General features: G+C 59.8%; 13 protein-coding genes and 1 tRNA gene. 2 read left to right on the top strand and 12 right to left on the bottom strand.

Annotated elements, in window-relative coordinates; genetic code table 11:
* Window positions 1-101: 101 nt before the first annotated feature.
* From RY831_RS19725 to flhD, 11 genes are all read right to left on the bottom strand, one after another.
* Window positions 102-1,853: a methyl-accepting chemotaxis protein gene (locus RY831_RS19725; protein WP_326508097.1), complete on the bottom strand. Its 1,752-nt coding sequence runs from the start codon at window positions 1,851-1,853 to the stop codon at window positions 102-104.
* A 440-nt stretch (window positions 1,854-2,293) separates the two neighbouring features.
* Window positions 2,294-4,000 carry a methyl-accepting chemotaxis protein gene (locus tag RY831_RS19730; RefSeq protein ID WP_326508098.1) on the bottom strand — a complete coding sequence of 569 codons (1,707 nt, stop codon included), beginning with the start codon at window positions 3,998-4,000 and terminating at the stop codon, window positions 2,294-2,296.
* Between the two features lie 268 nt (window positions 4,001-4,268).
* Window positions 4,269-4,763 carry a chemotaxis protein CheW gene (locus RY831_RS19735; RefSeq protein ID WP_437126299.1) on the bottom strand — a complete coding sequence of 165 codons (495 nt, stop codon included), beginning with the start codon at window positions 4,761-4,763 and terminating at the stop codon, window positions 4,269-4,271.
* 49 nt (window positions 4,764-4,812) lie between these two features.
* Window positions 4,813-7,002 carry a chemotaxis protein CheA gene (gene cheA, locus RY831_RS19740; RefSeq protein ID WP_326508100.1) on the bottom strand — a complete coding sequence of 730 codons (2,190 nt, stop codon included), beginning with the start codon at window positions 7,000-7,002 and terminating at the stop codon, window positions 4,813-4,815.
* 57 nt (window positions 7,003-7,059) lie between these two features.
* Window positions 7,060-7,425: a response regulator gene (locus tag RY831_RS19745; RefSeq protein ID WP_151636348.1), complete on the bottom strand. Its 366-nt coding sequence runs from the start codon at window positions 7,423-7,425 to the stop codon at window positions 7,060-7,062.
* A gap of 85 nt (window positions 7,426-7,510) precedes the next feature.
* Entirely contained in the window at window positions 7,511-8,056 is a 546-nt protein-coding gene (locus RY831_RS19750) for a chemotaxis protein (RefSeq protein ID WP_326508101.1), read from the bottom strand.
* 66 nt (window positions 8,057-8,122) lie between these two features.
* Window positions 8,123-9,082: a flagellar motor protein MotB gene (gene motB / locus RY831_RS19755; RefSeq protein ID WP_326508102.1), complete on the bottom strand. Its 960-nt coding sequence runs from the start codon at window positions 9,080-9,082 to the stop codon at window positions 8,123-8,125.
* Between the two features lie 30 nt (window positions 9,083-9,112).
* Window positions 9,113-9,973: a flagellar motor stator protein MotA gene (motA, locus tag RY831_RS19760; RefSeq protein ID WP_326508103.1), complete on the bottom strand. Its 861-nt coding sequence runs from the start codon at window positions 9,971-9,973 to the stop codon at window positions 9,113-9,115.
* A gap of 247 nt (window positions 9,974-10,220) precedes the next feature.
* Entirely contained in the window at window positions 10,221-11,018 is a 798-nt protein-coding gene (locus RY831_RS19765) for a class I SAM-dependent methyltransferase (RefSeq protein WP_326508104.1), read from the bottom strand.
* Between the two features lie 29 nt (window positions 11,019-11,047).
* Window positions 11,048-11,611, bottom strand: a complete 564-nt coding sequence (flhC, locus tag RY831_RS19770; RefSeq protein ID WP_326508105.1) for a flagellar transcriptional regulator FlhC — start codon at window positions 11,609-11,611, stop codon at window positions 11,048-11,050.
* 43 nt (window positions 11,612-11,654) lie between these two features.
* Complete coding sequence (gene flhD / locus RY831_RS19775; protein ID WP_326508106.1) at window positions 11,655-11,972, bottom strand: flagellar transcriptional regulator FlhD; 318 nt, start codon at window positions 11,970-11,972, stop codon at window positions 11,655-11,657.
* Between the two features lie 158 nt (window positions 11,973-12,130).
* Here flhD and RY831_RS19780 point away from each other — a divergent pair, with 158 nt between their 5' ends.
* Together RY831_RS19780 and RY831_RS19785 are read left to right on the top strand one after the other, a co-directional pair.
* Entirely contained in the window at window positions 12,131-12,352 is a 222-nt protein-coding gene (locus RY831_RS19780; protein ID WP_326508107.1) for a hypothetical protein, read from the top strand.
* Between the two features lie 299 nt (window positions 12,353-12,651).
* Window positions 12,652-13,491 carry a phytanoyl-CoA dioxygenase family protein gene (locus RY831_RS19785; protein WP_326508108.1) on the top strand — a complete coding sequence of 280 codons (840 nt, stop codon included), beginning with the start codon at window positions 12,652-12,654 and terminating at the stop codon, window positions 13,489-13,491.
* 204 nt (window positions 13,492-13,695) lie between these two features.
* Here the strand turns inward: RY831_RS19785 and RY831_RS19790 are convergent.
* Window positions 13,696-13,789: transfer RNA gene (locus tag RY831_RS19790), tRNA-Ser, on the bottom strand.
* Window positions 13,790-13,875 lie beyond the last annotated feature (86 nt).

A 13,875-nucleotide genomic window follows, 5' to 3' on the forward strand; every position in this document is an offset into this window, starting at 1 on the left:
TCTCGTGCGGGACGGTTTATTTGTTCTGTTGCAAGGCCTTCTCTATTCTTATCGGCGCCCCGCATTTTGCCTTTAACGGAATTGCACGGGAATCAATAGACTCAGAATTCCTCCCAATCATCGCCGGTGCCGGCCGGTTGCCGTCGGGCGTCCGGCACTGCCGGCATCCTGCTTGCCGCCGGCCTGGATATCTGCGAACGCGCAGGCACCTTCGCTGCCTGCGCTGCCTTACCTTCAAGCCTCGATGCGGCAGCGCTTGCCACGACCGGCTTGGCAATCGCTGCGGGAGGCTGGGCATATCCGCTTCCTTCCTGCAGCTTGAATACCGCAACCGTCTGTGCCAAGGCGGCAGCCTGGTTCTGCATACCTTCCGCCGTCGCGGCGGCCTCTTCCACCAGGGCCGCGTTGCGTTGGGTCATTTCATCCATCTGCGTGATAGCCTGGCTGACTTCCTGGATGCCCGAGCTCTGTTCCTGGCTGGCGGCAGTGATCTCGTTCATGATGTCGGCCACATGCTTGACCGATGTGACGATCTCGTCCATCGTCCTGCCCGCCTCGTCGACCAGCTTGCCTCCGGCATCGACCTTCTCCACCGAGTCGCTGCTCAAGCCCTTGATCTCCTTCGCCGCGCCCGCCGAGCGCTGCGCCAGGTTGCGTACTTCCGCCGCCACCACCGCGAAGCCCCTGCCCTGTTCGCCGGCACGTGCGGCTTCCACCGCCGCGTTGAGCGCCAGGATGTTGGTCTGGAAGGCGATGCCGTCGATCACGCCAATGATGTCGACCACCTTGCGCGAGCTGTCCTTGATCGAGCCCATGGTCTCGACCACCTGCCCGACCACCTGGCCGCCGCGCACGGCGACGTCGGAGGCGGAAACCACCAGCTGGTTGGCCTGGCGCGCATTCTCGGCATTCTGCTTGACGGTGGAAGTCAGTTCTTCCATCGAGGAAGCGGTTTCTTCCAGCGAACTGGCCTGCGATTCGGTGCGGGAGGACAGGTCAGCATTGCCGGCCGCGATCTCGCGCGATGCCACGCCGATGCTTTCCGTGCCAGCCCGGACATTGCCGACAATCTGGGCGAGGCTGTCGTTCATCTGGCGCAGCGCATTGAACAGCTGGCCGATTTCATCGCGGCTGTTTTCCTCGATGCGCGAGGTAAGATCGCCGGTAGCAACGCGGCTTGCCACGGCCACCGCCTGGTTCAGCGGAACGATAATGCTGCGGGTGATCACCCATGCGAATACGCCGCCAACCGCAAGCGCTACCGCGCCAAGCGCGAACAGGAGCACCAGCAGTTTTCTGTCGGCATCGACTGAACCGCTCAGGACTTCATTCGTGGCAACCTGCTGCAGCGCCACCAACTTGTCCATTTCCGCAACTGCCTGCTGGTTCAGCGGATCGATGCGGCTCGCGATCACTTTCGCCGCGCCTTCACTGTTGAATGCCATGGCCTGGCCGATGGCATCCGTGAACGGGGCCGCTATTTCCTGGTCCAGCCTGGCGATTTCCGCGACAATCTTTTTCTCCGCATCCGTCAGGCCTAGCGCGGCCAGCTTGTCGCGCGCCTCCGCGTAGCGCTTGTTGTGCGCCTTGACGCGGGCTTCTTCCTTTTGCATCTCGCCCACATCGGACTGCAAGCCGATATTGCGCATGCCGACGCCGCCTTCGAGCAAGGCGCTCTTCATCGTCGCCACCAGCTGGCTCTTTGTATTCGAAGTTTCCAGCCCATCGATAAGCTTTTTCTTGTTATTCGTCGTCAGCACGTTGCCAATGACAATGCTCAGCACGAGGATGGCGAGAATGACGCCGAAGCCTGCCCCGAGACGCGCGCCGATTTTCAAGCTGCGCAGATTCATATAAGTGTCCCTCTCGCTTTTGGTACCGGCCGTTCCGGCAATATCGATTTGTACTTGTCTTGGAATAACCGAACGGACCATTCAGGCACCGTCCATTGCGTTCGGCGCAGCGGCTCCGCTTGACCGGCTTTCACGAGGAATATATTACCCCGAAGAAATGTCGCGAACCATCTTAAATGCTGAAAAAGCAGCATTATTTACAAGCGCAGCATGTGATCGGCAAAGAAAGCCACAGGAAGCGCCACGCCGCCACGGGATATTGACCGAGCAGGTGCGGCACCGAGAAAATGCGTTGTGAAATTGAAAAGAAAAAGGAGATGCGTGGTACCGCGCGCCTGTAGGCGGAAGAACGCCTTGAGACATTCCATGGCGAAGCCCGAGCGGCTTCGCTATGCGCCGGGCCGCAAAGTCATGCTGACTTTACGGCGTGATACGGACAATCAGAACTCTTCCCATTCGTCGCTGCTGCGGGAGGTTTTCGCTTTCGGGGACGATAAGGCGACCACCTTGCCGCTCCGAACGGCAGGTGCCGCGGCCGCACGCGCATCGGGCAGGACAGTGGAACGAGCCGGCTGGACAGCGGCCGATGCGGGTTGCATGCCGCCCGTACCGAGCTTGAATACGGCCACAGCCTGTTCCAGCTTGATTGACTGATCCTGCATGCTTCCGGCCGCCGCTGCGGCCTGCTCGACCAGGGCCGCGTTTTGCTGCGTCATCTCGTCCATCTCGGCAATCGCGCGATTGACCTCCTCGATGCCCGAGCTCTGCTCCTGGCTGGCGGCGGTGATCTCGTTCATGATGTCGGCCACGTGCTTGACCGATGTGACGATCTCGTTCATGGTCTTGCCCGCCTCGTCGACCAGCTTGCCTCCGGCATCGACCTTCTCCACCGAGTCGCTGATCAAGCCCTTGATCTCCTTCGCCGCGCCCGCCGAGCGCTGCGCCAGGTTGCGTACTTCCGCCGCCACCACCGCGAAGCCCCTGCCCTGTTCGCCGGCACGTGCGGCTTCCACCGCCGCGTTGAGCGCCAGGATGTTGGTCTGGAAGGCGATGCCGTCGATCACGCCAATGATGTCGACCACCTTGCGCGAGCTGTCCTTGATCGAGCCCATGGTCTCGACCACCTGCCCGACCACCTGGCCGCCGCGCACGGCGACGTCGGAGGCGGAAACCACCAGCTGGTTGGCCTGGCGCGCATTCTCGGCATTCTGCTTGACGGTGGAAGTCAGTTCTTCCATCGAGGAAGCGGTTTCTTCCAGCGAACTGGCCTGCGATTCGGTGCGGGAAGACAGGTCGGCATTGCCGGCCGCGATCTCGCGCGACGCCACGCCGATGCTTTCGGTGCTCACGCGCACCTGGCCCACGGTATGCGACAGGCTTTCGGTCATGGCTTTCAGCGCGGTGAGCAATTGCCCGGTTTCGTCATTCGACTTGATTTCGATGCGCTGAGAAAGGTCGCCGGAGGCCACTGCCTTCGCCACGCGCACCGCCTCGTTCAGCGGTGCGGAAATCGCGCGGATCAGCCAGAAACCGATCAGTGCCGCAAGGCCGACACCGAAGACCATGGCGGCAATCGACATGTTGCGAACCATGAGATACATGCTCTGCGTCTTTTCGAACTCCTTGCGCGCCACGCTTTCCTCATGCTTGATGAGGCCGTCGATGTGCTCCTGGAATTGCGCATAATGCTGGCTCATCGGCCCCTGCAGCAGTTCCATCGCCTGCTGCACATTGGCGGCACGCAAGGCATCGACGGTAGGCTTGAGGCCTTCGGCGACATATTTTTTGCGCATCTCCAGCGATTTGGCGGCACGTGCCTTTTCTTCCGCATCCAGGCCGTTCGCCATGAAGGTTTCCCAGAGCTTGTCGACTTCGGCGGAGCGACGGTCGACCTCATCCATGCGCTTGACGACCACGGCCGGGTCGCCGTTCATCGATTCGGCCACCGCCATGCGGTTTTCGTTCGACAAACGAACGATCTGATTGAGTTGCCCTATCGGGACCATGCGATCGTCGTAGATCGCCTTCAGTGACGAATTGGCCGTGCTCAGGCTCGAAATGCCGACGACCCCGCTGCCGACAAGCAGCAGCGACAACAGGCCTATGACGAAGACAAGCCGGGATTTGATGGTCAGGTTGTTAAACATTGTCTCTTCTACCCTCCGGGTGAGTGCTGAAGCGAATGGATACGCCGCGGCAGGGATTGAAGATCAATTGCGGCCCGATCCCGACCTTCCCTGCCTCCTGCTATCCATTCTCAAGTCTCCAGCATGCATGCCGGTACGTTGCCGGCATGCCGATTTTTATGGTGTGAGTGCTTCTTTTCTATGCTGCGCTATTTCTTTATTGCTGCTGTATCGGTGCCGAGCCGGTTCCAGGCTGTCCGGGCCGACAGGCCCTGGGCAGGCTTTTCGCTCAGGCGGCGAGCTGTTCGATCAGGCCCATTTCGGCGCTGGACATCAGCTTGTCGATGTCCACCAGGATCAGCATGCGCTGATCGATGGTGCCCAAACCGATGAGGTAATCGGTATTGAGCGCGGTGCCCATTTCCGGGGCCGGCTTGATCTGCTCGGGCGAGAGCGTGATGACGTCCGACACGCTGTCGACCACCATGCCCACGACGCGTCCGCCGATGTTCAAAATGATGACGACAGTGAACTGGTCGTAGGTTGGCTCGCCCAGGTTGAACTTGATGCGCATGTCCACGATCGGCACGATGATGCCGCGCAGGTTCACCACGCCTTTGATGAAGTCGGGTGCATTGGCAATACGGGTTACGGTTTCATAACCGCGGATTTCCTGAACTTTGAGAATGTCGATGCCGTACTCCTCCTTGCCCAGGGTGAAGGCGAGGAATTCCTGGCCGGCGATATCCTTGTCGGATTTGTCTCCGGCAGCCGGAGCATTCATCTGTACTGCTTGTGTCATGTTGAGGTCCTAATCAAGAAGTATAGGAAAATCAGGAAAAAATCGATTCGTCAGCAAGCTGACGACTGGATCGCAGCAGGGCCGCGACATCGATGATCAGTGAGACGCCGCCGTCGCCCAAAATGGTGGCCCCGGATATGCCGGCCACCTTGCGGTAATTCGATTCAAGGTTCTTGACCACCACCTGCTGCTGGCCGACCAGCTCGTCAACGAACAGCGCGGCTTTCCTGCCTTCCGATTCGAGGATCACCACGATGCCTTGCGAAGGATCCGAAAAACGCGGTTCGATGCCAAACATCTGGTACAGCGGGATCAGCGGCAGATACTCTCCGCGTACCTTGACCACGCGTCCCTGGCCGCTGATCTCCTTGACATCCGCGGGTTCGGGCTGCAGCGACTCGACCACGTAGCCGAGCGGCAGGATGTAGATTTCCTCTCCTGCCTTGATCGACATGCCGTCGAGGATGGCCAGGGTCAGCGGCAGGGAAATCGAGATGGTGGTGCCGAATCCCTTGGCCGAACGGATATCCACCACTCCGCCCATGGCAGTGATATTGCGCTTTACCACATCCATGCCGACGCCGCGTCCCGAGACGTCGGTCACGGCGTCGGCGGTGGAAAATCCTGGTGCGAAGATGAGCTGCCAGACATCCGCATCCGTCATCGTGTCGGCGACGGGCAGCCCCTGCGACCTGGCCTTGGCCAGGATCTTGTCCCGGTTCAGGCCGCCGCCGTCGTCGGTGACCTCGATGACGATATTGCCGCCCTGATGGCCGGCAGACAGCGACAGGCGGCCACGCTCGCTCTTGCCGGCCGCCTTGCGCACCTCGGGCATTTCGATGCCGTGATCGATACTGTTGCGCACCAGGTGGGTGAGCGGATCGACGATGCGCTCGATCAGGCCCTTGTCGAGCTCGGTAGCGGCGCCGTGGGTCACGAATTCGATGCGCTTGCCAAGCTTGCTGGCAAGGTCGCGCACCATGCGCGGAAAACGCGAGAACACGTAATCCATCGGCATCATGCGGATCGACATCACCGCTTCCTGCAAGTCGCGCGTATTGCGCGTCAGCTGGCTGACACTGTTGAGCAGCTTCTCGTGCAGCATGGGATCGAGCGTGCTGGTGCGCTGCTCGATCATGGCTTGGGTAATGACGAGTTCGCCGACCAGGTTGATCAGCTGGTCCACCTTTTCGATGCCGACGCGGATGGAAGACGTCTCGGCGTTGTGATTCGCCTTGTCCGTCTCGCGCTTTGCGGCTGCCTTCTTGTCGACCAGCGCTGCGCTCGCCGCTTCCTGCTGCAGGACGGCTGCAGCCGCCGAAGCCGCCGCGTTTGCTTCGGTTTCCTGCGACTCCTTCCGTACCGGTGGCTCGAATCCTTCAAAGAAGCCGTAACCTTGCGCGGCTTCCTGCGCGGCCTTCGCCGCGGCGCGCTGCTGGTCGGTCTGCGCCTCGCCCGGCTCGATCGGATCGAAGAAGCCGTAACCTTGTGCCTCTTCCTGCGCGGCCTTGAGTTCCGCCGCGGTCATCTGTTGCGGCGGCGTTTCCTCGAGAATCTTCAGTTCATCGGTATCAACGATGAAGGAGCAGATGGAAATGATTTCATCGCGGCTGCTGCCGCCGACAAGCGTAAATATCGTATGGCCGTCCGGCGCCGTTTGCCTGGCGGCCTGCCCAAGCAGCCCAAGCTCCGCGAACAGCGCATCGACGTCGCGCTCCGCGATCTTGGGCAATTCGATGCGGAAGCAACGCGCGCTGCCGTCGGACGGAATAATGGCGGATGGCTGCCTCGGCGCCATCTCCAGCGACGCCGCCGGCGCCGCCTTCGGCACCTCGCCCTCGGACAGCGACTCCAGCATCATGCGGGCATCGGCAACGGCTTCCTGATCGACCGGCGTTTGCAGGCGATGGCCGTCGAGCTGCATCTTCAGCACGTCCTTGGCCATGAGGAAGGCATCCACGTGCTCGGCCGACAAGGCCATCTCGCCCTTGCGTATCTTGTCCAGCAGCGACTCCAGCACATGGGTGACCTCCGTCAGGTCATTGAGACCGAACGTGCCGGCGCCGCCCTTGATCGAATGGGCGGCGCGGAAAATGGCATTCAGATCCTCTTCGTCCGGGGACGCGATATCGATTGCCAGGAGCAGTTTTTCCATTTCTGCGAGAAGTTCTTCGGTCTCGTCAAAGAACACCTGGAAGAACTGGCTCATATCAATGGTCATATTGGAACTCCGTGATCTACGCTCTACTTGGTTGCAGTGATGGCGGCGGGAACGGCCTCAGCCGATCACCTTCTTCACGACTTCCGTCAGGCGCTGGGGATCGAAAGGCTTGACCAGCCAGCCGTTGGCGCCGGCGGCCCTGCCCTTGGATTTCATTTCATCGCTGGACTCGGTGGTCAGCATGAGAATGGGCACTTTCTGGTAGGTCGGCAGGCCGCGCAGCGAACGGATGAGGCTAAGCCCATCCATGCGCGGCATGTTCTGGTCCGTCAGCACCAGGTCGAACACCTGGGTCTTCGCCTTGTCGAGGCCGTCCTGCCCGTCGACCGCCTCGGTGACCTGGTAGCCGGCTGCCCGCAGGCTGAACACGACCATTTGTCGCAGCGAACCCGAATCGTCTACCGCCAATATCGTTTTTGCCATTTTCTAACTCCTGCTGTTTGTCCTGCTGTTTTCGTTTCCGGATCGGTCCGGTTTTCCTGTATTGCGTACGCGTGAAATATGGCGCTCAGAACAGCTCGACGTCGCCGCTTTCCATGTGCGTTTGGCAAACCGCCTTCCACAACGCGCTTTCCAGCTTGACGCTCTGCTCCTCGAGCACCTTGTTGATCGCGTGGAGCGAAACGACGATTTCTTCCGCATTGCTGTCGGAGATACCGGAACTGCCCGCCCCCAGGCCGCCGAGCACTTCCCGTAAACCGCTCACGCGCCGCACCGTTCTGCCGATCAGCTGGCCGGTCATGTCCTGGAACTGCAGGCCGGTGACCGCTGAATTGACGTGCTGGCTGATCTCGGCATGGCGCGCCTTCAGCTGGCCCGCCAATTCCGGCGTCAGCGACACGCCCGACAGCAGCAAGTCGATCGTCGCCTGCTGGGAAGTGACCGCTTCATGGATTGCCATGAAACTGGCTCCCAGCTTCTCGATCGCCTCGCCGAGCAGCAGACTGGTTTGCGCCAGGTCAGTCTCGACTTCGTTCAAATGCTGCGTGCCATGATCCGACAAATTGGAGAGCAGGTTCTGCACCTGCGAGCCCAGCTGTTTCTCTTTAGTCATGGAAATGTCCCGTCCCCACCCCGTTAGTCCGTCGACCTTATTGCGTCGACTGCTGACGACCATCCTTCACTTGACCGGCTCCGGTTTCGCAACCGTGCTACCTATGTCCGGCTTCACCTGAGATGCAGCCTGCACCTCGATCGTGCTGCCATCCTTCAATGCACTTTCCTCCGCCTTGCGGTTCATTACGATGATGCTGATGCGCCGGTTGATCGGATTGAGCGGATTTTCCTTGTCGAACAGGACTGCGGACGACAAGCCGACCACCCGCAGCACCTTGCTTTCATCCATGCCTCCGGCCAGCAATGCGCGCCGCGACGCATTGGCGCGGTCGGCCGACAGTTCCCAGTTGCTGTAACCCTTTTCGCCGTTCGCGTACGGCGTGGCATCGGTATGTCCGGAAAGACTCACCCTGTTGGGCATGTCGTTCAGTGCGCGCCCGATTTCATACAGGATGTCCTTGGTGTAGGGCTGCAGCTCGGCCCTGGCGAGCGCGAACATCGGCCGGTTCTGTTCGTCGACGATCTGGATACGCAATCCGTCGGTGGTGATATCGATTAGCAGCTGGCTCTTGAACTGCCGCAGCGCCGGACGTGCCTCGATCGCTTCCTCGATCCGGGTTTTCAGGCTGCGCAAGCGAGCAAGTTCGGCGCGTTCGAGCTCCTGCTGCGCTTCCTTCAGATGCGCAGCCTGGAGGTTGTAGGTCTTCTTCATTTCCGGGTCGTCGCCCTTCTTGACCTGGCCGTCCTTGCGGGTGAGATCCTTGCCGCCGCCCTGGACGAGGCTGGAGCTGTCGCCGGAACCGGAGCCGCCCGACATCGCCACCTTGAGCGGCGTCTTGAAATATTCCGCGATGCCCTGCAGATCGCCCTTCGCGGTGGAACCGAGCAGCCACATCAGCAGGAAGAAGGCCATCATCGCCGTCACGAAGTCGGCATAGGCGATCTTCCATGCACCGCCGTGATGGCCGCCTCCACCCTTCTTGATGCGTTTAACGATAATCGGGCGTAAGCCTTCGTCAGCCATGTCTCGCGTTGCCTGTCGTGTCTCGAGGTGTTACTTGGATTTGGATGACTTGATGTGCTCTTCAAGCTCGCTGAACGACGGACGCTCGGTCGAAAAAAGAACCTTGCGGCCGAATTCCACCGCGAGGGCCGGAGCATAGCCATTCAGGCTGGCCAGCAGCGTCACTTTGACGCACTGGAACATTTTCGACGACTCATGCAGCTTCTGCTCCAGCAGACCGGCCAGCGGGCCTACGAAGCCGTACGCCAGCAGAATGCCAAGGAAGGTACCGACCAGCGCCTTTGCAATCAGGATTCCCAGTTCCGAGGGGGGCAAGCCGACCGACTCCATGGTGTGCACCACACCCATCACCGCTGCCACGATGCCGAACGCAGGGAGGCCGTCGCCCAGCTTGGCCACGCAGTGGATAGGCACCTCGGCTTCGGCATGATGGGTATCGATCTCGTTGTCCATCAGGTTCTCGATCTGGAAGGCATCCATGTTCCCCGACACCATCAGGCGCAGGTAATCGGTCATGAATTCGACGATATGATGGTCCGCCAGGATGCCCGGGTATTTGCTGAAGATGGGGCTTTGTTCCGGCTCCTCGATATCGCCTTCAATCGACATCAGGCCTTCCTTGCGCACCTTGCTGAGAATTTCGAACAGCAGGGTCATCAATTCCATGTATAGGGCCTTGTTGTACTTCGAGCCCTTCAGAACGGAAGGCAACGCTTTTATCGTGGCCTTGATGGATTTTGTGTTGTTACCGACGAAGAAAGCGCCAAAGGCTGCGCCGCCGATCATCAGCAATTCGATCGGCTGGAAAAGGATGGCTGCATGCCCGCCCGCCAGAATAAAACCGCCGAACACGGAACCACAAACGATGATGTATCCAACAATGACTAACAAGGGCCGCGCTCCGGTTTGATGACTGATGTTCTGCAGGCGCTTTGCAGCAATGCGCCTGTCAGAACCGGTACTCTGGTTAGGTATATTTCCTTAGTTCAACCATTTTGCCAATTCAGGCTGTCCTTCACAACCATTCTCTGCGCAGTTGTGGTCAAACGTGCCTGCGCAGGCAGGGTTCATCGGAAAATAACGGCCGAATCCGCTCGAACTTGAACCGGATTGCATCTTGTCAGCGGTTGAGACCGGATCAGCGATACCAGCCGAACAAGGCATCATGACCGCCACCGGGATACAGGACCAGCTGCGGCTCGACGCCGGGCATCGCGAATTCATGGCTGAGGAGCAGGCTTCCGGGCTTCATCTCGGCTTGCGCCTTGCTGACGAGCGCGGGCATGGCTGCCGGCGAAAGGTAGGCAAAGATCACGTCATAGTCGCCAAAGTCGAGGTCGGCATAGTCGCCTCGCAGGAAGCGCCCCCGGCTGCGACGCAAGCGCGCCCGCACAAGACTGGCGAACCATGGCAGCGGAGCGAGTTCGATTCCCTCGAACCGTCCATCGGGAAAGCGCCGGGCGAGATGCATCGTCAGGCCGCCGAAGCCGCTGCCGATATCGATGAAGCGTGCCGGGCGGTCCTGCGGCAGCAGCCGCTCGACTTCCCGCCAGACAGCCAGGTTTGACGGATAGTAGGGAACCTGGGTGCGGAAGGTGCTCCAATACAGAACGAGCAGCAAGGCGAATGCGGCCAGGAAGATCCATGACGGCAAACCGAACGACAGGACCAGCACCACGGAAATGGGAAACAGGCATTGAATGGCCAGCCACCAGGGCGCGAGCCGGCGCCAGCGGGTAAGCGCGGCGGCGATGCCGCCCTGCAGCAGCATGGCCGTGGCCACATTGAGCTGCATGCCGAAGCGCGGCAGCACGTGAAAAGCAATGCCCAGAGTGATCGGCAGTGCAATGCACTGAATGAGAAATGCCTGGACCGCGGGAGGAATAGTAAGCAACCGGCGCGGCGAGGCGCCCGGCTGCGAGCGCCTGCTGATCATGGAGCGTGATTGAAATGAACGGGCGGCGTTCAGGCCTGGAACAGCGGCGCGGACGTTCCCGCACTTTCTTCCTTCAGCTTCTTGGTCTTGCCGGCGCGCGAAGGCATGTGGCAAAGGCCGCATATGTAGTCATTGTGCAAATCCAGGCGGTGCACGACGAAGTCGCCGCCGCACTTGCTGCAGCATGCGGTTTCCAGCATCTTGCTTTCGAAGAAGCGGACAAGGGTCCAGGCGCGGGTAAGCGACAGTACGGGCTCGCCGGACGCATCCGGCTCCACCTGCTCGAGATAGAGCTTGTAGGCCTTCATGATGGCCTCGATGCCCGAGATCTGCGCGTGCTCGACCAGGTATTTGTGAATATTGATGAACAGGGACGAATGAATGTTTGGCTGCCAGGTAATGAACCAGTCGGTCGAGAACGGCAGCATGCCCTTCGGCGGCGACACACCCTTAAGCTCCTTGTAGAGCTTGAGCAGTCGTTCACGCGAAAGCGACGTCTCCGATTCGAGCAACTGCAGGCGCGCGCCCAGATTGATCAGTTCGATCGCAAGCTGGATGTCCTGCGCTTCCGTCACCACGCTCTTTTTCGTCATGCTGTCCTCTTGTCATGCACCAAACCCGAAGCGGCAACGCCGTTCAGGACAATTCCTCGACCTTCTGCCCCGCCATCAGGATGGCGCCGTGCGTCTGCGACAGGCTGCGTCCCTTGCTGTAATTGGTCAGCATGCCAAGGATCGCGCCATCGTCGAAACGGAAGCGCGCCAGCATCATGTTGGTACCGGCAAGCTTCAGTATCTGGGCATTGTTCAACCCCTCGAGCAAGTCCGCCATTTCACCGGTGATACCGAGCCGGAATACCGCCGCCGCCTTGTCAGAACGAATCATCTGCTGCGCCAGCATGAGGTAACTCAAATTGGCGTCCCGGATTTCTGCCAGCATGTCGTTCGTCGTCATCTTGAACCCCTATCAACTTTGGCTGCAGTTTCCTGTTGGCACTGCATTGAGAGTGATTCTGAACGCGGACGAAAATTGGGAAAATCGGAGTGCACCCATATTTCGCGTCAGACGAGGGGTAAGGCGGATTGTCGGCGTTTGTCTTACAAGCGCCGAGCATGCCGATGGCCGCGCTTCTTTCAAAGCCCGGAGAGTGGCTTGGCGCTTGGGTTGCAGCTGAATCAACTGCAATGTTTGCCGGCCTTGCCGAAGGGAAAATTTTTAAAAAACTTGCCTGCTCCGTCCGCCTTGCCACCAACAAAATTTCTATTTTTGCCGGATACCGCAGTCGTCGAACGCATGGCTTTGTTGTATTACGGCAGCAAAACGCCGAACTTTAGGGTTGCGGAAAAAAATATTTGAAAAAGCTTCCGTCTGATTCCTTAACGGCAGAGGTTTTGCCCAATTTAGGGCCTTGGTCGCAATTTTTGCGTGACCTCTGTTTCTACGGTTTTCAAATCGGTTGCCAAAGATGCAAACCGGAAAAATATTTGCGCGGCATCGGGCACTTTCAATACCTGCCGCCTGTCTTCCGCTGAGCCTCCAGCCATGTGGCCGGCAGCCACCACCGACCCAGCATTGACAGGTGCGCAATGCGGCTTTCCGCCAAGCGCGCCGCCATTCCATTCAAGGACGAGACATGAGCGCAGTACTGCAACCCCGATATGATCACTTCGATACCGCCGACATCATGCGCGGTCTTTATGGCGATGGAATCATTGGCCTTAAAGGCGCGTTCGAGCGCCATTGGGTGGAAAGCCTGCGCCAGGATATCGACATGCTGTTTGCGGAGGCGCTGAGGCGCCCGGGCGGCGCCCTCGGCCGCGGGCCGAACCGCTTTTATGTGGAAGTGCATCCGGAACGCATCCGCGGCTTCGTCGACCTCATCACCCATCCATGGGTAGTTGCCGTCTGCACAGCCGTTCTCGGCCCGGAATACCGGATTGTCGAAGCCGGCTTCGATGTCCCGGGTCCGGGAGCGGCCAACCAGCCATGGCATCGGGACTTTTCCATGCCCGATGCCACGCGCGTCGGCCGCCGCCTCAACTCGCTTGCCTTCAACATCACAACGGTTGACGTTGAAGAGGACATGGGCCCATTCGAAATCGCGCCCGGCACGCAATGGGATGAATTCGAGGGATGCGACAAGGGCATGTTCCCGCCGCCCTCGCACTATCATCGCTACGAGGCGCGCGCGCAGCGCAAGTACCCGAAGATGGGGGACATCTCGGCGCGCTCCGCGTTGGCGATACACCGCGGCACCGCCAACCGTTCCGACAAGTCCCGGCCGGTGTTCGTGCTCGGGGTCGACGCGCCTGATGCCACCAACGCAAAGCATCATGACATGCAATTCACTCGGAACTATTACGACGCCCTGCCGCAGCAGGCACGGTCCCACCTGACCTGCCGCATCGTCGACGAGCTCGAACACGTGGTGCAGGCGCATACGATCGATGGATTGATCAAGGGCGTTGATTGACGCTTGCCGTGCGCCCTGCCCGCTTCAATGAAAAACGCCCCTTGCGGGGCATTTTTAAATCCTTGGCGGAGACGGAGGGATTCGCCTACATTCCGCAGGCCGCGACTGGGCTTTGCATGCCCAGTCCTTCGAATCCCGATCGCGCGCAATGCGCGCTCCCGCTCCACCAAAAAAAATGCCCCTTGCGGGGCATTTTTAAATCCTTGGCGGAGACGGAGGGATTCGAACCCTCGATACAGGTTTAAGCCCATATGCTTCCTTAGCAGGGAAGTGCCTTCGACCTCTCGGCCACGTCTCCACACATGAAACGCGCTTGCGCTTGCTTCACTGAAGTCCCGCATGATAGCGGCTCGAGCGGGATTGGTCAATGAAACAATGCAATCA

Source organism: Noviherbaspirillum album, from assembly GCF_035916955.1.
Lineage (GTDB): Bacteria > Pseudomonadota > Gammaproteobacteria > Burkholderiales > Burkholderiaceae_D > Noviherbaspirillum > Noviherbaspirillum album.

Bases quoted from the DNA above. Each gene is read 5' to 3' on its own strand.
- RY831_RS19725 (WP_326508097.1), bottom strand. From the start codon at position 1,853: ATGAATCTGCGCAGCTTGAAAATCGGCGCGCGTCTCGGGGCAGGCTTC.
- RY831_RS19730 (WP_326508098.1), bottom strand. From the start codon at position 4,000: ATGTTTAACAACCTGACCATCAAATCCCGGCTTGTCTTCGTCATAGGC.
- RY831_RS19735 (WP_437126299.1), bottom strand. From the start codon at position 4,763: ATGAATGCTCCGGCTGCCGGAGACAAATCCGACAAGGATATCGCCGGC.
- cheA (WP_326508100.1), bottom strand. From the start codon at position 7,002: ATGACCATTGATATGAGCCAGTTCTTCCAGGTGTTCTTTGACGAGACC.
- RY831_RS19745 (WP_151636348.1), bottom strand. From the start codon at position 7,425: ATGGCAAAAACGATATTGGCGGTAGACGATTCGGGTTCGCTGCGACAA.
- RY831_RS19750 (WP_326508101.1), bottom strand. From the start codon at position 8,056: ATGACTAAAGAGAAACAGCTGGGCTCGCAGGTGCAGAACCTGCTCTCC.
- motB (WP_326508102.1), bottom strand. From the start codon at position 9,082: ATGGCTGACGAAGGCTTACGCCCGATTATCGTTAAACGCATCAAGAAG.
- RY831_RS19765 (WP_326508104.1), bottom strand. From the start codon at position 11,018: ATGATCAGCAGGCGCTCGCAGCCGGGCGCCTCGCCGCGCCGGTTGCTT.
- flhC (WP_326508105.1), bottom strand. From the start codon at position 11,611: ATGACGAAAAAGAGCGTGGTGACGGAAGCGCAGGACATCCAGCTTGCG.
- flhD (WP_326508106.1), bottom strand. From the start codon at position 11,972: ATGACGACGAACGACATGCTGGCAGAAATCCGGGACGCCAATTTGAGT.
- RY831_RS19780 (WP_326508107.1), top strand. From the start codon at position 12,131: ATGCCGATGGCCGCGCTTCTTTCAAAGCCCGGAGAGTGGCTTGGCGCT.
- RY831_RS19785 (WP_326508108.1), top strand. From the start codon at position 12,652: ATGAGCGCAGTACTGCAACCCCGATATGATCACTTCGATACCGCCGAC.